Below are 21,649 nucleotides of genomic sequence, written 5' to 3' on the forward strand. Positions count from 1 at the left end.
TGCCGCCAAGGAGATCAAGCAGCTCATCGGCGCCAGCGCCGAGCGCGTGGAGGCGGGTTCGGCCCTGGTGGACCGCGCCGGCTCCACCATGCAGGAGGTGGTGCAGGCCATCCGCCGTGTGGCCGACATCGTGGGCGAGATCAGCGCCGCCAGCAGTGAGCAGAGCACGGGCGTGGCCCAGGTGGGCGAGGCCATCACGCAGATGGACCAGGCCACGCAGCAAAACGCCGCGCTGGTCGAGCAAAGCGCGGCTGCTGCGGGCAGCCTGCGCAACCAGGCCGCGCAGCTCGTGCAGACCATGTCCATCTTCCACACCGGCACGGGCAGCAGCGCCGCGGCGCGCGCGCTCATGGACCGCACCGCCGCCGAGCCCGTGCAGGCTGCGGCGGCCCCGGCGGCCCTGGCGGGGCAGGGCGCGCAGCGCCGGCTGCGCTGAGAGCCGGCGCCGGGCCCGGGGCGGCGGCGCGTCAGCGCCCCAGTGCGGCGAGCGAATCCACCCAGGCGTCGGCGTCCACGCTGCGCGCGCTCTGGCCGTGGTTGTAGCCGTAGGTCACCAGCACCACGGGGCAGCCGGCGGCGCGCGCGGCCTGGGCGTCGTTGCTCGAATCGCCCACCATCAGCGTGCGTGCGGGCTGCGTGCCCAGGGCCTCGCAGGTCATCAGCAGGGGCAGCGGGTCGGGCTTCTTGCGCGCGAAGCTGTCGCCGCCGAAGACCCGCTCGAAATGCGGCGCCAGGCCCTTGGCCTGCAGCAGCGGCTCGGCAAAGGCGCGCGGCTTGTTGGTCAGGCAGGCCAGGCGCAGGCCCGCCGCGCGCAGCGCCGCCAGCCCTTCTGCCGCCCCGGGGTAGACGCGCGCATGCGTGCCGTTGATGCGCCGGTAGTGGCGTTGGTAGCTCTCCCAGGCAGCGGGGTACAACGCTTCGATTTCTGTAGCTGCAGGCGCTTGCCCTGATTGGGCCAGAACGTGCTCAAGCACTGAACGCAGCAAATGCTCCGAGCCCTTGCCGACCCGGTGGGCGACGGCGGCGGGGGCGATGCCGGGCAGGCCCAGGTCCTGCAGCATGCCGCCCAGGGCGGCGGCGAAATCGCCCAGCGTATCGACCAGGGTGCCATCGAGGTCCACGATGGCGGCGTCCAGGCGCGCGCGCAGCGCGCCAGCGCCGAGCAGGAGCGGGGCGTTCACGCCAGTTGCGCGCGCATGGCGCCGATCACGCTCTGGTAGTCGGGCTTGCCGAAGATGGCGCTGCCCGCGACGAAGGTGTCGGCCCCGGCGTCGGCCACGCGGCGGATGTTGTCCTGCTTGATGCCGCCGTCCACCTCCAGGCGGATGTCCTTGCCGCAGGCGTCGATGCGCCGGCGCACGGCCTCGATCTTGCGCAGCGCCATGTCGATGAAGCTCTGCCCGCCAAAGCCCGGGTTCACGCTCATGATGAGGATGAGGTCGATGTCCTCGATCACCCAGTCGAGCACGTCCAGCGGCTCGGCCGGGTTGAACACCAGCCCGGGCCGCACGCCCTTGGCGCGCAGGGCCTGGATGCTGCGGTGCACATGCCGGCTCGCGTCGGGGTGGAAGCTGATGTAGTCCGCCCCCGCGTCGGCAAAGGCGGCGGCCAGCGCGTCCACGGGCTCGATCATGAGGTGCACGTCGATGGGCACGGCCTGGCCCGCGGGCGTCACCGCGTGGGGCTTGAGGGCCTGGCAGACCATGGGGCCGAAGGTGAGGTTGGGCACGTAATGGTTGTCCATCACGTCGAAATGGATCCAGTCGGCACCGGCGGCGATGACGCTGCGCACCTCCTCGCCCAGGCGGGCGAAGTCGGCAGACAGGATCGAAGGGGCAATGCGGTAGGTGGGGCTCATGGCGCAATTGTCGCAGTTACCATGCGCGCCATGAGTCCCAAGCACGCTTTCACCGTCGAGGTCCAGCCGCAGTACCTGCCGCAGGAGTCCGCGCCCGGGCAAGGCATCTACCGCTTCGCGTACACCGTCACCGTCACCAACACGGGCGCGGAGGCGGCGCAGCTCGTCGCGCGCCACTGGGTCATCAGCGACGCGCAGGGCCATACGCAGGAGGTGCGTGGCCTGGGCGTGGTGGGCCGCCAGCCCCTGCTGCAGCCCGGCGAGTCGTTCCAGTACACCAGCGGCTGCCCGCTGCGCACGCCCACGGGCACCATGCACGGCAGCTACCACTGCGTGGGCGCGGATGGCACGCCCTTCGAGGTGCCCATTGCCCTGTTCCTGCTGGAGGCCGCTGCCGACGGGGCGCCCGGCGCGCCGCGGGTGCTGCATTGATGGCGGCTTGCGCGAACGCCCCGGTGCCGGTGGAGCTGGAGCTGCTGCTCGCGCGCCTGGACGCCAGCGCCCCCCTGGCCGAACGCCACCTCTGGCTGCTGGACCTGCTCGCCTGGGTGCGCGGCCCGGCCGATGCGGTGCCGGCCGCCTGCGCGCGCGTGCACGCCTTCGTCGATGCCGTGCAGGCCCACCCGGCGGTGCAGCAGCGCCTGCAGGCCTGGTGGCAGGCCCTGGCCGAGACGGTGGACATCACCACCTTGCTGGCCGACTTCGGCTTTGCCGCGCGCAACGCCATGTTCAGCGAGATCGGTGAGCGCCTGCGCCGCAAGCTCCTGCCCGGCAGCCCCGAGACCATCGACGCCTCGGAGCTGTTCGCCCTGGCGCTGCCCACGGCGTTCGATGCCCAGTGGCTGGCCGCGCTGCCCGAGGACCTGGTGCAGCGCCTGGTGCCCCTGCTCGCCGGGCCCGGCAGCACGGGCCTGGCCTGGAAGACCGCGCTGCTCGACGCCATCACCTACTGCGCGGGGCAGATCCTCTCGACCGGCTTTGCGCCCGACCTGCGCCTGCGCATGAGCGAGGCGGCGCGCGAGTCCCAGCCCTTCCATGCGCTGATCCGCGACGTGGAGAGCCTGCGCGTGGAGGTGCTGCACGGCCTGCGCACGCCCGAGCGGCTGGACGCGGCCGCTCAGCGCCTGCGCGAGCGGCTCGACGCCTGCCGCGCCGCGGTCAACTCGGTGTACCCGCATTTCGCGGACAACGGCATCTCCGTGGGCCTGGTGTTTCGCATGCGCCAGTTGCGCGAGCGCATCCTGCGCGTGCGCGCGCTGCTCGACTGCGTGCTCTCGCCCACCCCGGCGCACAGCGCGGCGCAGTTGCTGGCGCAACTGGTCAAGGTCGGGCGCGAGCGGCGCAGCCTGCGCGTGCTGCTGGCGGCCAATACCTCGCTGCTGGCGGCCAAGGTGGCCGAGCGCAGCGCCGAGACGGGCGAGCACTACATCACGCGCACGGCCGCCGAGTACCGCAGCATGCTGGGCCAGGCCGCGGGCGGCGGCGCGGTGATGGCCTTCACCACGCTCATCAAGTTCGGCCTGTACGCGCTGGCGCTCTCGGCCTTCTGGGGCGGGTTTGCCGCCGGCATGAACTACGCGCTGAGTTTCGTGCTCATCCAGTTGCTGCATTTCACCGTGGCGACCAAGCAGCCCGCGATGACGGCCCCGGCCATGGCCGCCAAGCTCAAGGACCTGGGCCGCGCCGGGGCGGTGGAGTCCTTCGTCGACGAAGTCACGCACCTGGTGCGCTCGCAGGTGGCCGCCGTGCTGGGCAACGTGCTGGTGGTGTTCCCGGCGGCGCTGGCGCTGTCCCTGCTGTGGGGCGCGCTGTGGGGCCAGCCGCCCCTGGGCGCGGACCAGGCCCGGCATGTGCTCGATGCGCTGCACCTGCTCGGGCCCTCGCTGCTGTTCGCGGCCTACACCGGCGTGCTGCTGTTTGCCTCCAGCATCGTCGCCGGCTGGGCGGAAAACGCCTTCGTGCTGCTGCGCCTGGACTCGGCCCTGCGCTACCACCCGCGCAGCACGCGCTGGCTGGGCGCGGCGCGCGCGGCGCGCTGGGCGCGCTTTCTGCGGGCGAACATTTCCGGCTTTGCCGCCAATATCTCGCTGGGCTTCATGCTCGGGCTCACGCCGGCCGTCGCGGGCTTCTTCGGCCTGGGGCTGGATGCGCGCCACGTGACGCTCTCCTCGGGCCAGATCGGCGTGGCCAGCGCCACGCTGGGCTGGGACGCGCTGCACCTGGGGGCCTTCTGGTGGGCCGTGGCCATGATCCCGTTCAACGGCGCGCTCAACGTGGCCGTGAGCTTCTACCTGGCCTTTCACCTGGCGCTGCGCGCGCAGAACGTCAGCGGCGTGGAGCGCTCACGCATATACACTGCCATCCGTGCGCGCTTGCGCACCGCTCCCTGGAGCTTTTTTCTGCCTGAACGCCGCCGCGCCTGATGGCCGCGGCCGCGCCCCGCCTGGTGGGGCGCGCATTCAGGTCATCGCCCGGGCGGCCTGCGCCCCGGGGCCGCCGCTGCGCAGGCCCCGCCCGCCGCAGCCTCCGGCCCGCCCTGCCGGGCTCTACCCGAACGACGGAGAGGACGTACCGCATGAATGAACTGATGAACTTCTGGGCGCAGTGGCTGCGCCCCTCGGCCGGACTGCCCACGGTGCAGTGGTCCCTGCTGCTGGCCGTGGCCGCGGCCACGGGCTACCTGCTGCAGCGCCATGTGGGCCTGCCCAAGGTGGTGGGCTATTCGCTGGTGGGCACGGTGGCGGGCCTGGCGGGCTTCAGCGGCGCGGTCTGGCCGCTGCAGGGCATAGGCCTGTTCCTGCTGGAGCTGGGCATCGCCGTGGTGCTGTTCGAGTGCGGCGGGCGCATCCCGCTGCGCTGGTTCCGCCACAACCCCATGGTGCTGGTGCAAAGCGTGGTCGAGTCGGCGCTGACCTATTTCGCCGTGTTCTGGGTGCTGCTGTGGCTGGACGTGCCGGTGCGCGCCGCCGGGCCGCTGGCCATCGTGGCGCTGGCCGCCTCGCCCGCAGTGCTCACGCGCGTGGTGGCCGACACGCAGGCCGCCGGGCCGGTGACCGAGCGCGCCATCGTGCTGGCCAGCCTCTCCACGCTGTACGCGCTCACGCTGGGCAGCGCGCGCGCCGAGCTCATCAACCGCAGCAGCGTCACCCTGCTCGATACGCTCTCGCCGGTGCTGGTCGTGCTGGGCGTCTCCATCGCCGTGGCGGCCCTGCTGGCGCTGGTGCTGCGCGCGGCGCTGCGCTTCATGAGCCCGACGAGCGAGAACACCGCCATGCTGCTGCTCGCGCTCGTGGCCGCGGCCACGGCGGTGGCCACGCACATGGGCGGTTCGGCGCCGCTGGCGGCGCTGCTGGCGGGCATGCTGCTCAAGCAGGTGCACCCGCGCCCCTGGGCCTGGCCGCGCCAGCTCGGCACGGCCTCCGCGCTGCTGACCATGCTGATGTTCGTGCTCGTTTCCACCGTGGCCGCGCAGGCCGACTGGAGCGCCCCCGTGGCCGGCGTGGTGCTGGCCCTGATCGCCGTGCGCCTGCTGGCCAAGGCCGTGGGCGTGGGCCTGGGCAACGTGGGCAGCGGCGCGAGCTGGCTGCAGGCGCTGTGGCTGGGCTGCGCGATGACGCCCATGTCGGCCATCGCGCTGCTCATCGCCTCGCAGTTCGCGCTGGCCTCGCCCTCCACCGGGCACCTGATCGCGCGCGTGGCGCTGCCGGCCATCCTGCTCATGGAGGTGCTGGGCGCCATCATCGCCACCGTGGCCGTCTACCGTGCGGGCGAAAGCTCCAAACCCTGGGCGCCGCTGGCGCGCATCCGCAAGGAAGGAGAACACCATGAGCCTTGAGGCCTTCCACCAATCCGCGCCGCTGACGCTGGGCGTCGAGCTGGAACTGCAGCTCGTGAACACGCACAACTACGACCTGGCGCCCTACGCGGCCGACATGCTGCGCCTGATGCACAAAATCCCCCTGCCCGGCAGCGTGGTGCCCGAGATGACGAACAGCATGATCGAAATCTCCACCGGCGTGTGCCACAGCAGCAGCGAGGTGCTGGGGCAGCTCACGCAGATCCGCGACGCGCTGGTGCGCTGCGCCGACAAGCTCAACATCGCCGTGGCCGGCGGCGGCACGCACCCGTTCCAGCAGTGGCACGAGCGGCGCATCTACGACAAGCCGCGCTTCCAGGAGCTCTCGCAGCTCTACGGCTATCTCTCCAAGCAGTTCACCATCTTCGGCCAGCACGTGCACATCGGCTGCCCCGACGCCGACGCCGCGCTGCTCATGCTGCACCGCATGAGCCGCTATATCCCGCACTGCATCGCGCTGTCGGCCTCCAGCCCCTATGTGCAGGGGCACGACACGCAGTTCGACTCGGCGCGGCTCAACTCGGTGTTTGCCTTCCCGCTGTCGGGCCGCGCGCCCTTCGTGCTCACCTGGGACGATTTCGGCCGGTTCTTCGACAAGATGACGCGCACCGGCGTGGTCAAGAGCATGAAGGACTTCTACTGGGACATCCGCCCCAAGCCCGAGTACGGCACCATAGAGATCCGCGTGTTCGACACGCCGCTCACCATCGAGAAGGCAGCGGCGCTGTCGGGCTTCGTGCAGTCGCTGGCCGCCTGGTTCCTGGCCGAGCAGCCCTTCCAGCCCGCGGAGGACGACTACCTAGTCTACACCTACAACCGCTTCCAGGCCTGCCGCTTCGGCCTGGAGGCCGTGTACGTGGACCCGGCCACGGGCGAGCACATGCCGCTGCGCGAGCACCTGCTGCGCACGCTCGAGCAGATCGCCCCGCACGCCCAGGCGCATGGCGCCACGGCCGCGCTGCACCTGCTGGCGGGCGACGCCCAGGCCGGCGAGAACGACGCACGCTGGCTGCGCGGCTGCCAGCGCGAGGAGCAGCTCCTGGCCGAGGTGAGCCGCCAGGCGGCGCTGCGCTTTCGCGGGTGAAGGCGGTGCACACCCATGGGTGAATTCGACCTCATTGCGCGCCATTTCACGCGCCCCGTGCCGCCCGGCGGTGCGGCGGTACTGGGCGTGGGCGACGACTGCGCACTGCTCGCGCCGCGGCCGGGCATGCACCTGGCCGTCTCCAGCGACATGCTGGTCGAGGGGCGGCATTTCTTCCCCGACGTGGACCCCGAGGCCCTGGGCCACAAGGCGCTGGCGGTGAACCTGTCCGACCTGGCCGCCTGCGGCGCGCGCCCGCTGGCCTTCACGCTGGCGCTGGCCCTGCCGCAGGCCGACGATGCCTGGCTGGCCGCGTTCGCGCGCGGCCTGCTGCGCCTGGCCGATGCGCACGGTTGCGCGCTCGTGGGCGGCGACACCACGCGCGGGCCGCTCAATATCTGCATCACCGTGCTGGGCGAAGTGCCGGCGGGCCAGGCCCTGCTGCGCAGCGGCGCGCGCGCGGACGAGGACATCTGGGTCAGCGGCAGCCTGGGCGATGCGCGCGCGGCGCTGTGCGCCCTGCAGGGCCAGGCCGCCTTGCCCCCGCAACTGCTGCAGGCGGCGCGCCAGCGCCTGGAGCGCCCCACGCCGCGCGTGGCCCTGGGACAGGCGCTGCGCGGCATCGCCAGCAGCGCGCTGGATGTGAGCGACGGCCTGCTCGGCGACCTGGGCCACATCCTGCGGGCCTCGGGCGTGGGGGCCTGCATCGACACCTCCAGGACTATCGAATTGATAGCTATTGGCGCTCAAGCAGCAAGCGCTGGAACCCATTTTGACCCCGAATTTCTGCACCAGTGCACGCTCGCCGGGGGGGACGACTACGAGCTGCTGTTCACCGCCCCCGCCGCGGCGCGCGCCGCCGTGCAGGCCGCCGCCCAGGGCTGCGGCACGCCGGTGGCGCGCATCGGCCGCACCGAGGCGCAGCCCGGGCTGCGCCTGGTCGACGGCCAGGGGCGCGCCGTGCCCGGGCGCTTTGCGTCCTTCGACCACTTCGCCTGAAGGCGCGCCGCGGTTCAGGCCGCCGACCGGGCCTCCAGCAGCCGCAGCACCAGCGGGTGCGCCACACGCCGCTCGGTGCTGATGGCGAAGTAGTGCTCCTCCACGCCGTCGCAGGTGCCCACCAGCCGCACGCCGGTGCGCTGCTCCAGGGCCTGCTGCGCGGCCACGGCGCCGGGGAACACGCCCAGCCCGGAGGCGCCGAAGGCCTCCAGCAGGGCGTTGTCCTCGAACTCGCCCACGATGCGCGGGCGCAGGCCCTTGTGGGCCAGCCACTGGTCGAGCTGGCCGCGCACGGTGGCGTGCGCCGTGGGCAGCAGCACGGGCACCTGCTGCAGCGCCGCCGGGAAGTCCTGCGCCGCCTGCGCCCACCAGCAGGGCGCCGCATACCAGCCCATGGCCGCGCGGCCCAGCGGGTGGTTGTGCACGCGCAGGTGCGGGCGGAACGGCGCCGGGTGGTCAGCGAGCACCACATCCAGGCGCTGCAGCGCCAGGTCGGCCAGCAGGTCGGCCATTTCGCCCTCGTGGCAGACCAGGCGCAGGCCCGGCACCTCCAGCACCGGGTGCAGCAGGCGCTGCACCTCGGGCTTGGGCAGGCCGTCGGCAATGCCCACCACCAGCCGCACGGCAGGCTGCTGCGCCTGGGCGCGCACCAGCTCGGGTAGGGCCTCGCCCAGGGGAAAGATCTGCTCGGCCTGGCGCAGCGCCACCACGCCCGCCTCGGTCAGGGCCAGTCCGCGCCCCGCGGGGCGCAGCAACTGGCAGCCCAGGTCGCGCTCGAGCTCGCGCACCTGGGCGCTGACGGTCTGCACCGCCATGTCCAGCCGCGCCGCCGCGCGCGACATGCTGCCCTCGCGGGCCACGCGCCAGAAGTAGTACAGATGCCGGTAATTGAAGGGCAGGGGATGGTTCATATTCAGATATTACCGAAGTCAAATTCATATTTCATCTGCTTTTTTCTGTAGATCAATGGCCTTACCTTCGCTCCATTCCTTGTTTTTCTGGAGACCTGTTCCATGAACGCCCCTTCGATCCGCCGCCTGGACGCCGCGCACTCCGGCCTGGCTGCCACGCTGTCCACGCACCGCGTGCTGCGCAATACCTACGCCCTGCTGTCGCTCACGCTGCTGCTGAGCGCCGCCGTGGCCAGTCTGTCGGCCGCGCTGCGCCTGCCGCATCCGGGCCTGCTGCTCACGCTGGTGGGCTATTTCGGCCTGCTGTTCTTCATCCACAAGCAGCAGAACAGCGGCTGGGCCGTGGCGGGCGTGTTCGCCCTCACCGGCTTCATGGGCTACACCCTGGGGCCGGTGCTGGCCGCACAACTGGCGCTGCCGGGCGGCGCGCAGACCATTGCGCTGGCCCTGGGCGCCACGGGCGCGACCTTCCTCGCGCTCTCGGGCTGGGTGCTGGCCACGCGCCGCGACTTCAGCTTCCTGGGCGGCTTCTTGTTCGCGGGCATGGTGATCGCCATCCTCGCGGGGCTGGCCGCCATGTTCTTCCAGATGCCTGCGCTGGGCCTGGCGGTGTCGGCCATGGTCGCGCTGCTCTCGGCCGGGCTGATCCTGTTCGAGACCAGCCGCATCGTGAACGGCGGCGAGACCAACTACGTGCTCGCCACCGTGGGCCTGTTCGTCTCGCTGTTCAACCTGTTCACCAGCCTGCTGAGCCTGTTCGGCCTCGGCGGCAACGACTGATCGCATTCTTGCCAAGGAGTACCCCATGACCCCCGTTTCCCTGCCCCGCACGGCCGCCGCCGTCATCGCCGTGAGCATGGCGGCCTTCGCCCTGTCCACGCCCGCGCACGCCAAGCGCCTGGGCGGCGGCGCGCGCAGCATGGCCCCGGCGCGCATCGGCCAGGCGCCGGCCAAGCCCGTGCCGCCCGCCGCGCCGCAGGCACCGGCCGCGGCCGCACCTGCCGCCGCCCCGGCGCCGGCCGCAGCGCCCGCCGCCCGCGGCCCCGGCCTGATGGGCACCATGGGCGCCGCCGCCGTGGGCGCCGTGGCCGGCACCATGGCCGGCAATGCCCTGGCGGGCAGCGCCGCGCCCCAGGACCCCCAGGCCGCCAAGCAGGCCGAGGCCCAGGCCGCCGAGAAAGAGGCCCAGGAGCTGCAGCGCAAGGCCGACGAGGCCAAGGCCAAGGCGGCTGCCGCGCGCGCGGCGGCGCAGTAAGGCCGGGGCGCGCGATGCGCCCCCGATACTGCACCGGCACACCGGGGCATGCGCCAGGCCCGGGGCGCTGGCGCACAATGGCGGGCTGAGAAAAACCACCACCGCACCGACCGGCCATGTACACACGCATCCTCGTTCCCATCGACGGCAGCCCCACCTCCGACCGCGCGCTGGAAGAAGCCAGCCAGCTCGCCCTGCTCACCGGCGCGCAGGTGCGCCTGCTGCACATCGTGGGCCCCGCTGGGCAGGTGCGCGGCTTTCCGCGCCCCGATGCCCCCGCCGCCCCCGACCTGGCCCAGGCGCGCGCGCAAGGGCAGGCCCTGCTCGCCCGGGCGCGTGAGCAACTGGCGGGCGCGGGCGTAGCCACCGACGCCGAACTGATCGAACAGCGTGACGCCAGCGTGGCGCGCCTGGTGGTCGAGTACGCCAGCGACTGGGGCGCCTCGCTCATCGTGCTGGGCACGCAGGGCAAGCACGGCATCGAGCGCATGCTGCTGGGCAGCGACGCCGAGCAGATCGCGCGCTACGCCGCCATGCCCGTGCTGCTCGTGCGCCGGCCCCCCAAGGGCGGCGCCCGGGCCGCCAGCGCCTGATGGCCGGCGCTGGCGCGCCCGCGCCCACCCGTCCGGGCGTGCGCTTTCTGCTCGCGCACCCGGCGCATTTCCTGGCGCTGGGCGCGGGCGCGGGCCTCTCGCCCGTGGCGCCCGGCACCGTGGGCACGCTGTGGGCGTGGCTGGCCTTCGGCGTGCTGCAGCGCTGGTTCCCCACGCCGCTGGCCATGGGCCTGTGCCTGGGCGCGAGCACGCTCGTGGGCTGGTGGGCCTGCACGCTCACGGCGCGCCACATGGGCGTGGCCGACCCGGGCAGCATCGTCTGGGACGAGATCGTCGCCTTCTGGCTGGTGCTGTGGCTGGCCATGCCCATGGGCTGGGCGGGGCAGAGCGCGGCCTTTGCGCTGTTTCGCTTCTTCGATGCGGCCAAGCCCGGCCCCGTGGCCTGGGCCGACGGCCTGTTCAAGGGCCTGGGCTGGCGCGGCGGCTGGGGCATTTTGTTCGACGACTTCGTCGCCGCCTTTTGCACGCTGCTGGTGATTGCGCTGTGGAGGTTCGCATGAGCGCTGATGCTGCGCCTGGTATGCTATCGAATCAGGAGCTACTGGCGCTGGATGGACAAGCGCTGGAGCCCCTTTTGCTGCATATTGCCGCGCGGCTGCAGGCGCGCGGCCAGATGCTGGCGGCGGCCGAGAGCTGCACGGGCGGCCTGATCGCCGGGGCCTGCACCCACCTGGCGGGCTCCAGCCTATGGTTCGAGCGCGGCTTCGTGAGCTATTCCAACGCCGCCAAGACCGAGCTGCTGGGCGTGGACCCGGCCCTGATCGCGCGGCACGGCGCCGTGAGCGAGCCCGTGGCGCGCGCCATGGCCGAGGGGGCGCTGGCGCGCTCGCCCGCCCAGGCCAGCCTGGCGGTGACGGGCGTGGCCGGGCCCGGGGGCGGCAGCCCGGACAAGCCCGTGGGCACGGTGTGGTTCGCCTGGTGCGTGGACGGGCGCACGCACAGCCAGTGCCAGCACTTTGCCGGCGGCCGCGCCGCCGTGCGCGCGGCCACGGTGGCGCACGCGCTGGAGCGGCTGGGCGCGTTACTCGGCTGAGCGCGCCAGCAGCATGGCGTCGCCATAGCTGAAGAAGCGGTAGCGCTGCGCCACCGCGTGCCGGTACAGCGCCATCACGTGCTCGTAGCCGGCAAAGGCGCTCACCAGCATCATCAGCGTGCTCTTGGGCAGGTGGAAGTTGGTCACCAGCAGGTCCACGACCTGGAAGCGAAAGCCCGGGGTGATGAAGATGTCGGTCTCGCCCGTGGTGGCGCCGCTGCGCGCCCAGGATTCCAGCGTGCGCACCGTGGTCGTGCCCACGGCCACCACGCGCCCGCCGCGCTGGCGGCAGCGCTCCAGCGCGGCCAGCGTGGCCGGCGGGATCTCGTACCACTCGCTGTGCATGCGGTGCTCGGCCAGGTTCTCGGTCTTGACGGGCTGGAAGGTGCCCGCGCCCACGTGCAGCGTCACGCTGGCCTGCTGCACGCCCAGCGCGGCCAGTTGCGCGAGCACGCCGGCGTCGAAATGCAGGGCCGCCGTGGGCGCGGCCACGGCGCCGGGGGCGCGTGCGAACACGGTCTGGTAGCGCTCGGCGTCCGCGGCGGCGTCGGGGTCGTGGTCCGCGTTCTGCTGGCGCTCGATGTAGGGCGGCAGCGGCAGGTGGCCGTGCCGCTCCATCAGCTCCCAGGGGCTCTCGCCCTTCGGGCCGTACAGGGCAAAGCGAAACAGCGGCCCGTCGGCGTCCGGCCAGCGCGCGAGCAGCCGGGCGTCGAAGCCGCCGCCGCCCAGCCCGCCGGCCAGGTGCACCGTGGCGCCGGGCAGGGGCTTCTTGCTCACCTTCATGTGGGCCACGACTTCGTTGCCCGCGAGCACGCGCTCGATCAGCAGCTCCAGCTTGCCGCCGCTGGCCTTCTCGCCGAACAGGCGCGCCGGCACCACGCGCGTGTCGTTGAAGACGAGCAGGTCGCCGCTGCGCAGCAGTGGCGGCAGCTCGCGGAAGATGCGGTCCGCAGGCTGGGGGTCGCGGCCGTCGAGCAGGCGGGCGCTGCTGCGTTCGGCGGCGGGGTGCTGGGCGATGAGTTCAGGGGGCAGCGAAAAATCGAAGTCGCTGAGCGTGTAGGCGCGCGCGGCGCCGGGGGCAGGGTGGGGCATGGGGCTTGAGGGCCGGACGGGCCCGTTCCAAGAACAAAGAGCGCCATTGTGGCAAAAGGCGTGCGCCCGCACGGGGCCGGCGGCCACCGCGGGCCGCGGCACTCACCAGGGCTGGCCTTCGATGCCGCTCCAGAGCGTGTGCAGGTCGGGGAAGCGCCATTTCTCGGGGTCTTCGCGCGCCACGATGCGGTCGTTGCAGCCGGGCGCGGCCAGGTTGATGGCCTCGGGCGGGAAGCGCAGGCCCGACTTGGTGGAGAAGAACACGCGCACCTTGGGGGTCACGAGCGAGGCGCTGTTCTGCTCCAGCACCACGCCGATGCGCCCGGACTCCAGGCGCACGAGCGAGCCCACGGGATAGATGCCTATGCCCTTGACGAAGGCCTGGAACAGGCGCGGGTCGAAATGGCCGCGCGTCCAGTCGGCCATGCGGCGGATGGACTCGGCCGGGTCCCAGCCGCGCTTGTAGGGCCGGTCGGAGGTGATGGCGTCGTAGACATCGCAGATGGCGGCCATGCGCGCGATGGTGCTCAGCTTGTCGGCGCCCAGGCGGTCGGGGTAGCCCGAGCCGTCCATCTTCTCGTGGTGGTGCAGGCAGGCGTCGAGCACGGCGGGCTCGGCGCCCTGGCCCTCGCGCAGCATCTTCCAGCCTTCGAGCGGGTGGCTCTTGACGAGCGTGAACTCCGCGTCGGTCAGCTTGCCCGGCTTGTTGAGCACGGCCAGCGGGATGGCGGCCTTGCCCAGGTCGTGCAGCAGCCCGGCCAGGCCGGCGGTGCGCGTCTGGGTGTCGTTCAGGCCGATCTGGCGCGCCAGCGCCACCATCAGGGCGCACACGGCCACCGAGTGCATGTAGGTGTATTCGTCGGCCGTCTTCAGGCGCGCCAGGCTGATGAGCGCGCCCGGGTTGCGCGCCACCGAGTCGGCGATGTCCTGCACCAGGCCGGAGGCCGCCTCGGCGTCCACGGCCTTGCCCATGCGCGCCTCCTGGAACATGGACATCACGGCCACCTTGGACTGGTTGCAGATCCTGGCCGCGCGCTGCAGCTCGGCCTGCGTGCTGGTGGGGCGCAGGTCGCGCTGGGGCGGCGGGGGCTGCTCGGGTTCGGTCACCTTGAACGGGGGCAGGTCGGCGAGCTGGCCGAAGTCGGTCTGGATGCGCTCCTCGACCTCCTCGGGCGAGAGCGCGGGGCGGCCGCGCGCCACGTCCTTGCCGCGGTCGGTGTCTATCCATACCTCCCGCACCGAGGTGGCGCGGATGCGCTCGAGGTCCTTGGGGTCGTTGAGCACGAACTTCGTGCGCCAGAAGGGGTGGTCCATCCACGAGCCGCAGAACTCGTGCAGGTACATGCCCAGGGTCAGGTCTTCCACATGAATGCGCTTGAGCATGGTGCGGTAGCGAAGGGGATACAAAAAAATACAGTTCCCCGCCATGGTAGTCTTTTTCGCTCCGCCCCGTCCGCACTGCCGCTTCCTTTCGACTCCCGATGCCTGCCGCCCCCAGCCCCGCCCAGCAGGCCCTGCGCAAGCTGGGCCTGACGCGCGACATCGACCTGGCCCTGCACCTGCCGCTGCGCTACGAGGACGAGACGCGCATCACCCCCCTGCAGAGCGCGCGCGACGGCGCGGTGGTGCAGATCGAGGCCACGGTCACCGCCAGCGAGGTGCAGTTGCGCCCGCGCCGCCAGCTCCTGGTGCACGTGGACGACGGCACCGGCACCTGCGAGCTGCGCTTCTTCAGCTTCTACCCCTCGCAGCTCAAGACCATGGCCGTGGGCGCGCGCCTGCGCATCCGCGGCGAGGTCAAGGGCGGCTTCTGGGGGCGGCAGATGCTGCACCCGGCGGTGCGCGCTGCCCACGGCGCGCTGCCCACGGCGCTCACGCCGGTCTACCCCAGCACCGCCAGCCTGCCCCAGCCCTACCTGCGCCGCGCCATCGCCACCGCGCTGCAGCGCGCCGACCTGTCCGACACCCTGCCGCCCGGGGTCGCGCCGCCGCTGGTGCGGGTTTGGGGTCAAAATGGCCCGCAGAGCCCGTACAGCCTGCGCGAGGCGCTATTGTTTTTGCACCACCCGGCACCCGAGGTGGCCCTGGCCACGCTCGAAGACCACAGCCACCCGGCCTGGCAGCGCCTCAAGGCCGAGGAGCTGCTGGCCCAGCAGCTCAGTCAGCAGCAGTCGCGCCTGGCGCGCAGCCGCCTGCGCGCCCCGGTGCTGCGCGCGCCGCACGCTGCGCCGGCCGCCCCGCTGCATGCGCAACTGCTCGCCCAGCTCCCCTTTGCCCTCACGGCCGCGCAGCAGCGCGTGGACGGCGAGATCGCCGCCGACCTCGCGCGCCCCGTGCCCATGCACCGCCTGCTGCAGGGCGACGTGGGCGCGGGCAAGACCGTGGTGGCCGCGCTGGCGGCCTGCCGCGCCATGGACGCGGGCTGGCAGTGCGCGCTCATGGCGCCCACGGAAATCCTGGCCGAGCAGCACTTTGCCAAGCTGGTCGGCTGGTTGGAGCCGCTGCTGGCCGCCAGCGGCCGCCGCGTGGCCTGGCTGTCGGGCGGGCAGAAGAAGAAGGAGCGCGCCGCCATGCTGGCGCTGGTGGAGAGCGGCGCGGCCGCGCTGGTGGTGGGCACGCATGCCGTGATCCAGGAGCAGGTGCGCTTCCAAAACCTGGCGCTGGCCATCATCGACGAGCAGCACCGCTTCGGCGTGGCGCAGCGCCTGGAACTGCGCCGCAAGCTGCAGGCGCAGGGCATGGAGCCGCACCTGCTGATGATGAGCGCCACGCCCATCCCGCGCACCCTGGCCATGAGCTACTACGCCGACCTGGACGTCTCGGTGATCGACGAGCTGCCGCCGGGGCGCACGCCCATCGTCACCAAGCTGATCGCCGACAGCCGGCGCGACGAGGTGATCGCGCGCATCGCCGCGCAGGTGGCCGCCGGGCGGCAGGTGTACTGGGTGTGCCCGCTGATCGAGGAGAGCGAGGCGCTGGACCTGTCCAACGCCACGGCCACGCATGCCGAGCTCAGCGCGGCCCTGCCCGGTGCGATGGTGGGCCTGCTGCACTCGCGCATGCCCGCGGCCGAGAAGAAGGCGGTCATGGCGCAGTTCAGCGGCGGGCAGATGGGCGTGCTGGTGAGCACCACGGTGATCGAGGTGGGCGTGGATGTGCCCAACGCCTCGCTCATGGTCATCGAGCATGCCGAGCGCTTCGGCCTGTCGCAGCTGCACCAGTTGCGCGGGCGCGTGGGGCGCGGCGCGGCCGCCTCGGCCTGCGTGCTGCTCTATGCCACGAACGACAGCGGCCGCCTGGGCGAGACCGCGCGCGAGCGCCTGCGCGCCATGCTGGAGACGAACGACGGCTTCGAGATCGCCCGGCGCGACCTGGAGATCCGCGGGCCGGGCGAGTTCCTGGGCGCGCGCCAGTCGGGCGATGCGCTCTTGCGCTTTGCCGACCTGGCCACGGACGCGCCGCTGCTCGAATGGGCCCGCGCGCTGGCGCCGCAGATGCTCGCGCAGCACCCGGAGCTGGCCGCCCGGCATGTGGCGCGCTGGCTCGGCGGCAAGGCCGACTACCTCAAGGCGTAGGAGGGGTGTTGCCGGCGGGCGGGCGGGTGGCCAGGTGGGCCGCCTCCCAGGCCTCGATGGGCATGGGCCGGCCCAGCAGGTAGCCCTGGCAGAACTGGCAGCCGTGCTCGACGAGGAAGGCACGGTGCTCCGCCGTCTCCACGCCCTCGGCGACGATCTCCAGCCCCAGCGCATCGCTCATCACCAGGATGGCGCGCACGATGGCGTTGCTGGTGTTGTCGCTCAGCATGTCGTGGATGAAGGACTGGTCGATCTTGATCTGGTCGAAGGGCAGGCGCTTGAGGTAGGACAGCGAGGAGTAGCCCGTGCCGAAATCGTCCAGCGCGAAGCGCATGCCCAGCCCGCGCAACTGGTGCATGCGCTCGATGGTGGTTTCGGTGTCGTCCAGGATGGCGCTCTCGGTCAGCTCCAGCTTGAGTCCGCCGGCGTCGATGCGGTGGCGCTCGATGGCGGCGCGCACCTGGGCTGCGAAATCGGCCTGGTGGAACTGCCGCGCGCTCACGTTGATCGCCAGCGTCAGGTGGCGCGTGGCGCTCTGGCTTTGCCAGCGGGCGAGCTGGCGGCACGCGGTGTCGAGCACCCACTGGCCCATGGGCACGATCAGGCCGGTCTCCTCGGCCAGCGGGATGAACGCGGCGGGCGAAATCAGCTTGCCGTCGGCGCCGATCCAGCGGATCAGCGCCTCGGCGCCCACCACGGCGCCGTGCTGGTCCACCTGCACCTGGTAGAACATCTGGAAGGCCTGGATCTCGATGGCGTCGCGCAGCGCCATCTCCAGGGCGGCGCGCGCATCGACGGCGGCCTGCATGGGCGCGTCGAAGAACAGCATGCCGTTGCCGCCCTCGTCCTTGGCGCGGTAGAGCGCCACCTCGGCCTGCTTGAGCAGGGTGTCGGGCGCGGGCGTGCCGGCGCCGAAGAAGGCCATGCCCATGCTGGTGGTGGCGTAGAGCCGCCGGGCATCCCCCAGGTCGTAGGGGGCGGCGAGCACCTGGTGCACGTTGCGGGCGATGGCCTGGGCCCGTTCCGCGGCGCCGCCGATGTCGGGCACGATGATGCCGAAGGTGTTGCTGCCCAGGCGCGCCACGGTGCTGCCCGCGCCGGTGCAGCCCTGGATGCGCCGCGCCATCTCGCGCAGCAGCCAGTCGCCCGTGGCGTGCCCGCGCGTGTCGTTGATCTGCTTGAAGCGGTCGATGTCGATCAGCAGCAGCAGGCCCTGGGACGGGCCCTGCGCGCTGGCCGCGACGGCCTGCTGCAGGTGATCGTGCAGCAGGGCGCGGTTGGGCAGGCCGGTGAGCGCGTCGTAGTAGGCGAGCTGGTGGACCAGCGCCTCCGACTGCTTGCGCTGCGTGATGTCCTCCTTGGTGGACACATAGTGCGTGACCTGGCCGTCCCCGTCGAAGATGGGGGCGATGGTGGCCATCTCCACATAGGTGCTGCCGTCCTTGCGGGTGTTGATGAGCTCGCCACTCCACACCTTGCCCGCCTTGAGCGCCCCCCACATGGCGGCGTAGGTGGCGGGCGGGGTGAGGCCGCGGTTGAGGATGCGCGGGTTGCGTCCCAGCACCTCCGCGCGCGTGTAGCCCGTGGAGCGCAGAAAGGCGTCGTTCACGTACTGGATGCGCGCCTCGGTGTCGGTGATGATGATGGCCTCGGGGCTTTGCTCCACGGCGGTGGAGAGGCGGCGCAGGTCCACGTCGCGCTTTTGCAGCTCGCTGGCCATGTGGTTGATGCCCTGCTCGACGGCGCGCAGCTCGCGCACGCGCGAGAGGCGCCGGATGCGCGTCTGCAGGCGGCCGGCGGCCACGCTGTCGATGGCGGCCGTGATCTGGCGTGTCCAGGTCTCGGTCAGGCCATAGATGTAGTAGCGCGCCGCCAGCGCCGACACCAGCGCGATGCCGGCCAGCAGCAGGATGCGCCACCAGAACCCCTGGTCGATGCGCGCCACCGTGCGGTCCAGCGGCGCACCGATGGCCACGAGCAGCGGCGTGCGGGAAAAGTGCGGCGTCCCGATGCCGTACATGCGGCGGTTGCCGTCCAGCCCCTCGATTTCGCCGATGCGCCGGCCCTCCCGCAGCGCCTGCAGGAACGGCGCGGCCCCCGCCGCCGGCTGCTGCGTGACCGGCGGGCGGCTGGCCGCCGGGTGGTAGGAGAGCACCGTGCCGGTATCGCTGAGCAAAAAGGCGTTCCAGCCCTCGGGCAGCTGGAACTCGGCGATCAGCTTGTCGAACCAGCCGAGCTGGATGGAGGCGAACAGCACCGCCTGGAGCGTGCCGTCGGCCGCGCGCACCGGGTAGCCGAACACCATGCCGGGCTTGCGGGAGATCCGCCCGGTGACGAATTCGCCCGAGGTGATGCTGTTGCCGGCCCGGGCGTCCTGGAACCAGGCGCGGTCGCTCACCGAGACGGGGGCCGGCGCCGGGCGGGCGCTGCAGAACACCGTGCCGTCGGGCAGGGCCGCCCCGAGGTTGGCGAAATCCTCCATGGACTGCAGCAGGCGCTGCGCCAGGCCGGAGCAGTCCTGGGGGTCGAGCGACTGCAGGTTGTCGGCGCGCGCCATGATCTGGAAGGTCTGGCGCATGCTGCGCAGGGCGGCGTCCTCGGTCAGGCGCGCCGCCGCGAGCATGCGCGAGACCTCGCTCTCCAGCGCCGCGATGGCGTCCTGGCGCCGTTCGCGGTAGTCGAAGAAGGCCATCAGGAAGACCGGAAGGCAGGCCATGCCGATGACCACCCACAAACGCAGGTGCAGGGACCGGGGTGTACGCAAAGCCATGGTGGGTGCATCATAAGAGGCATGCGGGGCGCCCGCACCCGGGGCAGGGACGCCGGTCTCTGGCGCGCCGGAATCTTTACACTGCCATCCTCATGACCCTCACCGAACTCAAATACATCGTGGCCGTGGCACGCGAGAAGCACTTCGGCCGCGCGGCCGAGGCCTGCTACGTATCGCAGCCCACCTTGTCGGTCGCCGTCAAGAAGCTGGAGGAGGAGCTCGACGTCAAGCTCTTCGAGCGCAGCGCGAGCGAGGTCAGCGTCACGCCGCTGGGCGAGGAGATCGTGCGCCAGGCGCAAAGCGTGCTGGAGCAGGCCGCCGCCATCAAGGAAATCGCCAAGCGCGGCAAGGACCCGCTGGCCGGCGCGCTGACGCTGGGGGTGATCTACACCATCGGCCCCTACCTGCTGCCCGACCTGGTGCGCCAGGCCATCAAGCGCACGCCGCAGATGCCGCTGATGCTGCAGGAGAACTTCACCATCAAGCTGCTGGAGATGCTGCGCACGGGCGAGATCGACTGCGCCATCCTGGCCGAGCCCTTTCCCGACACGGGCCTGGCCATCGCGCCGCTGTACGACGAGCCCTTCATGGCCGCGCTGCCCAGTCACCACCCGCTGGCACAGCACAAGAGCGTGTCGGCGCACGAGCTCAAGGGCGAGAACATGTTGCTGCTGGGTGCCGGGCACTGCTTTCGCGACCATGTGCTGGAGGTCTGCCCCGAATTCGCGCGCTTTGCCAGCAATGCCGAGGGCATCCGCAAGACCTTCGAGGGCTCCTCGCTGGAGACCATCAAGCACATGGTGGCCGCGGGCATGGGCGTGACGCTGGTGCCGCGCCTGGCCGTGCCGCGCGACGCGCTGCAGAGCACGGCGCGCCGGCGCAAGAGCGACGAGCCGCACATCTGCTACCTGCCCATCCAGGAGTCCGACGGCAGCGCCCCGCCCACGCGCCGCGTGGTGCTCGCCTGGCGGCGCAGCTTCACGCGCTACGAGGCGATTGCCGCGCTGCGCAATGCCATCTACGCCTGCGAGCTGCCCGGCGTCACGCGCCTGAGCTGAGAAGGTGTGAACGAACCCACCATGCCCGAGCAGGCCGGATTCATTCACACCTTCTGAGTGCGCATGCGCTACAGTGAACCCACCGCCTGAAAGGAGTGAACCATGGCCAAAGCCCCCAAGACCACCGCACCCGCCATCCACATCGGCATCAGCGAGAAGGACCGCGCCGCCATCGCCCAGGGCCTGGCGCGCCTGCTGGCCGACACCTACACCCTGTACCTGACCACGCACAACTTCCACTGGAACGTGACCGGGCCCATGTTCAACACCCTGCACGCCATGTTCATGGGGCAGTACACCGAGCTGTGGAACGCGGTGGACCCGATCGCCGAGCGCATCCGTTCGCTGGGCCATGTGGCGCCGGGCTCGTACGCCGAGTTCGGCAAGCTCGCCAGCGTGCCCGACGCGCCGGCCAAGCCGCCCAAGGCGCTGGAGATGGTGCGCGTGCTGGTCGAGGGCCACGAGGCCGTGGCGCGCACCGCGCGCAGCCTGTTCCCGCTGGTGGACAAGGCCAGCGACGAGCCCACGGCCGACCTGCTCACCCAGCGCCTCGCGGTGCACGAGCAGACCGCCTGGATGCTGCGCTCCCTGCTAGAAGATTGATAGCTTGTAGCGCTGGCTGCACAAGGGCTTCGGCCCTTTTTTCTTTGTTTTTCCGGATACCCCGCGATGCCCCTGCGTGAGCGCCTGGCCCTGTACCTGAACCTGATCCGCTTCGACCGCCCCGCCGGCTGGCTGGTGCTCGTGTGGCCTACGCTGGTGGCGCTGTGGGCGGCGGCGGGGGGCTTTCCGGGCTGGCACTTGCTGGCGGTGTTCGTGGCGGGCACGGTGCTCATGCGCAGCGCCGGCTGCTGCATCAACGACATCGCCGACCGCGACTTCGACCGCCACGTCAAGCGCACCCAGGCGCGCCCCATCACCACGGGGCGCATCTCCGTCAAAGAGGCGGCCCTGCTGGGCGCGGTGCTGGCGCTGGTGGCGTTCGCCCTCGTGCTCACCACCCGCTGGGAGGCGGTGGCCTGGTCGGTGCCCGCGGTGCTGTGCACCATCCTCTACCCGTTCACCAAGCGCTTCTTCGCCATGCCGCAGGCCTTTCTGGGCCTGGCGTTCAACTTCGGCATCGTCATCGCCTTTGCCGCCGTGCAGGGGCAGGTGCCGGGCACGGCCTGGGTGCTGTGGCTGGCCAACCTGTGCCTGGTGCTGGCCTACGACACCGAGTACGCCATGGTGGACCGCGACGACGACCTGAAGATCGGTATCCGCACCTCGGCCATCACGCTGGGGCGCTGGGACGTGGCGGGCGTCATGCTGTGCTTCGCCCTCAGCCTCGCGCTCACGGCCGCGGCGCTGTGGCCGCTGGTGCCGGGCTGGCCGCTGGCGCTGGGCCTGGGCGCGGCGGCGGCGCAGGTGCTGTGGCATTACACGCTCATCCGCCAGCGCACGCGGCAGGGGTGTTTTACCGCCTTCAGCCAAAGCCACTGGATAGGCGCCGCCCTGTTCGCCGGGGTGGCGCTGGGCTGGGCCCTGAAGTAACGCGGGCGGCC

21 protein-coding genes are annotated in these 21,649 nt (G+C 71.7%); 15 read left to right on the forward strand and 6 right to left on the reverse strand.

The window, feature by feature from the left end; all coding sequences use genetic code 11:
- Nucleotides 1-436 (forward strand): methyl-accepting chemotaxis protein (locus tag CGR01S_RS12910; protein WP_042427856.1); only part of this gene is annotated, 436 nt, incomplete at its 5' end.
- 31 nt (nucleotides 437-467) lie between these two features.
- On the opposite strand, the gene gph is transcribed toward CGR01S_RS12910, so the two are convergent.
- The gene (gene gph, locus CGR01S_RS12915) at nucleotides 468-1,181 is read right to left on the reverse strand and encodes a phosphoglycolate phosphatase (protein WP_084690680.1); all 714 of its coding nucleotides are present in this window, start codon (nucleotides 1,179-1,181) and stop codon (nucleotides 468-470) included.
- Complete coding sequence (rpe, locus tag CGR01S_RS12920) at nucleotides 1,178-1,858, reverse strand: ribulose-phosphate 3-epimerase (RefSeq protein ID WP_042427859.1); 681 nt, start codon at nucleotides 1,856-1,858, stop codon at nucleotides 1,178-1,180. Before rpe ends, gph begins: the two co-directional genes overlap by 4 nt.
- 30 nt (nucleotides 1,859-1,888) lie before the next feature.
- On the opposite strand from rpe, the gene apaG reads away from it, so the two are divergent.
- The 5 genes from apaG (at nucleotide 1,889) to thiL (ending at nucleotide 7,797) form a co-directional block, all read left to right on the forward strand.
- Nucleotides 1,889-2,290, forward strand: a complete 402-nt coding sequence (gene apaG / locus CGR01S_RS12925) for a Co2+/Mg2+ efflux facilitator ApaG/CorD (protein WP_042428230.1) — start codon at nucleotides 1,889-1,891, stop codon at nucleotides 2,288-2,290.
- Nucleotides 2,290-4,281, forward strand: coding sequence for a transporter-like protein TlpB (gene tlpB / locus CGR01S_RS12930; RefSeq protein ID WP_042427862.1), 1,992 nt, complete (start codon nucleotides 2,290-2,292; stop codon nucleotides 4,279-4,281). The genes apaG and tlpB overlap by 1 nt, the downstream gene beginning before the upstream one ends.
- A gap of 152 nt (nucleotides 4,282-4,433) precedes the next feature.
- Complete coding sequence (locus tag CGR01S_RS12935; RefSeq protein WP_042427865.1) at nucleotides 4,434-5,693, forward strand: cation:proton antiporter; 1,260 nt, start codon at nucleotides 4,434-4,436, stop codon at nucleotides 5,691-5,693.
- A complete protein-coding gene (locus tag CGR01S_RS12940) occupies nucleotides 5,683-6,798 on the forward strand; it encodes a YbdK family carboxylate-amine ligase (RefSeq protein WP_042427868.1) in 1,116 nt (371 codons plus the stop codon). The genes CGR01S_RS12935 and CGR01S_RS12940 overlap by 11 nt, the downstream gene beginning before the upstream one ends.
- Before the next feature lie 15 nt (nucleotides 6,799-6,813).
- Nucleotides 6,814-7,797, forward strand: coding sequence for a thiamine-phosphate kinase (thiL, locus tag CGR01S_RS12945; protein WP_042427871.1), 984 nt, complete (start codon nucleotides 6,814-6,816; stop codon nucleotides 7,795-7,797).
- Between the two features lie 14 nt (nucleotides 7,798-7,811).
- Here thiL and CGR01S_RS12950 read toward each other — a convergent pair whose 3' ends face one another.
- On the reverse strand, nucleotides 7,812-8,708 hold the full coding sequence (locus CGR01S_RS12950; protein ID WP_042427873.1) for a LysR family transcriptional regulator: 897 nt from the start codon (nucleotides 8,706-8,708) through the stop codon (nucleotides 7,812-7,814).
- Between the two features lie 102 nt (nucleotides 8,709-8,810).
- Here CGR01S_RS12950 and CGR01S_RS12955 point away from each other — a divergent pair, with 102 nt between their 5' ends.
- The 5 genes from CGR01S_RS12955 to CGR01S_RS12975 all read left to right on the forward strand — a co-directional run bounded on the left by CGR01S_RS12955 (nucleotide 8,811) and on the right by CGR01S_RS12975 (nucleotide 11,610).
- The gene (locus tag CGR01S_RS12955) at nucleotides 8,811-9,488 is read left to right on the forward strand and encodes a Bax inhibitor-1/YccA family protein (RefSeq protein WP_042427875.1); all 678 of its coding nucleotides are present in this window, start codon (nucleotides 8,811-8,813) and stop codon (nucleotides 9,486-9,488) included.
- Nucleotides 9,489-9,513: 25 nt separating this feature from the next.
- On the forward strand, nucleotides 9,514-9,963 hold the full coding sequence (locus CGR01S_RS12960; protein ID WP_042427878.1) for a hypothetical protein: 450 nt from the start codon (nucleotides 9,514-9,516) through the stop codon (nucleotides 9,961-9,963).
- A 116-nt stretch (nucleotides 9,964-10,079) separates the two neighbouring features.
- Nucleotides 10,080-10,556, forward strand: a complete 477-nt coding sequence (locus tag CGR01S_RS12965) for a universal stress protein (RefSeq protein WP_042427881.1) — start codon at nucleotides 10,080-10,082, stop codon at nucleotides 10,554-10,556.
- Nucleotides 10,556-11,077 (forward strand): phosphatidylglycerophosphatase A family protein, encoded by a 522-nt coding sequence (locus CGR01S_RS12970; protein WP_042427884.1) that lies wholly within the window; start codon nucleotides 10,556-10,558, stop codon nucleotides 11,075-11,077. The genes CGR01S_RS12965 and CGR01S_RS12970 overlap by 1 nt, the downstream gene beginning before the upstream one ends.
- Nucleotides 11,078-11,190: 113 nt before the next feature.
- Nucleotides 11,191-11,610 carry a CinA family protein gene (locus CGR01S_RS12975; protein WP_439644748.1) on the forward strand — a complete coding sequence of 140 codons (420 nt, stop codon included), beginning with the start codon at nucleotides 11,191-11,193 and terminating at the stop codon, nucleotides 11,608-11,610.
- Here CGR01S_RS12975 and queA read toward each other — a convergent pair.
- A complete protein-coding gene (gene queA, locus CGR01S_RS12980) occupies nucleotides 11,599-12,702 on the reverse strand; it encodes a tRNA preQ1(34) S-adenosylmethionine ribosyltransferase-isomerase QueA (protein ID WP_042427889.1) in 1,104 nt (367 codons plus the stop codon). The two genes, CGR01S_RS12975 and queA, sit on opposite strands and share 12 nt — an antisense overlap.
- 102 nt (nucleotides 12,703-12,804) lie before the next feature.
- On the reverse strand, nucleotides 12,805-14,085 hold the full coding sequence (locus tag CGR01S_RS12985) for a cyclic di-GMP phosphodiesterase (protein WP_042427891.1): 1,281 nt from the start codon (nucleotides 14,083-14,085) through the stop codon (nucleotides 12,805-12,807).
- A 98-nt stretch (nucleotides 14,086-14,183) separates the two neighbouring features.
- Here CGR01S_RS12985 and recG point away from each other — a divergent pair, with 98 nt between their 5' ends.
- Nucleotides 14,184-16,277 carry an ATP-dependent DNA helicase RecG gene (gene recG / locus CGR01S_RS12990; RefSeq protein ID WP_042427895.1) on the forward strand — a complete coding sequence of 698 codons (2,094 nt, stop codon included), beginning with the start codon at nucleotides 14,184-14,186 and terminating at the stop codon, nucleotides 16,275-16,277.
- On the opposite strand, the gene CGR01S_RS12995 is transcribed toward recG, so the two are convergent.
- Nucleotides 16,267-19,047 carry a bifunctional diguanylate cyclase/phosphodiesterase gene (locus CGR01S_RS12995; RefSeq protein WP_042427899.1) on the reverse strand — a complete coding sequence of 927 codons (2,781 nt, stop codon included), beginning with the start codon at nucleotides 19,045-19,047 and terminating at the stop codon, nucleotides 16,267-16,269. The genes recG and CGR01S_RS12995 overlap by 11 nt on opposite strands.
- 92 nt (nucleotides 19,048-19,139) lie before the next feature.
- Here CGR01S_RS12995 and CGR01S_RS13000 point away from each other — a divergent pair, with 92 nt between their 5' ends.
- The 3 genes from CGR01S_RS13000 to ubiA all read left to right on the forward strand — a co-directional run bounded on the left by CGR01S_RS13000 (nucleotide 19,140) and on the right by ubiA (nucleotide 21,638).
- On the forward strand, nucleotides 19,140-20,105 hold the full coding sequence (locus CGR01S_RS13000) for a LysR substrate-binding domain-containing protein (RefSeq protein ID WP_042427903.1): 966 nt from the start codon (nucleotides 19,140-19,142) through the stop codon (nucleotides 20,103-20,105).
- A 102-nt stretch (nucleotides 20,106-20,207) separates the two neighbouring features.
- Nucleotides 20,208-20,708, forward strand: a complete 501-nt coding sequence (locus CGR01S_RS13005) for a Dps family protein (RefSeq protein WP_042427906.1) — start codon at nucleotides 20,208-20,210, stop codon at nucleotides 20,706-20,708.
- Between the two features lie 66 nt (nucleotides 20,709-20,774).
- Nucleotides 20,775-21,638 carry a 4-hydroxybenzoate octaprenyltransferase gene (ubiA, locus tag CGR01S_RS13010; RefSeq protein WP_042427909.1) on the forward strand — a complete coding sequence of 288 codons (864 nt, stop codon included), beginning with the start codon at nucleotides 20,775-20,777 and terminating at the stop codon, nucleotides 21,636-21,638.
- The last annotated feature ends 11 nt before the right edge of the window (nucleotides 21,639-21,649 follow it).

The sequence above is a fragment of the Comamonas granuli NBRC 101663 genome, from assembly GCF_000739995.1.
In the GTDB taxonomy this organism is placed as follows: Bacteria; Pseudomonadota; Gammaproteobacteria; order Burkholderiales; family Burkholderiaceae_C; genus Simplicispira; species Simplicispira granuli.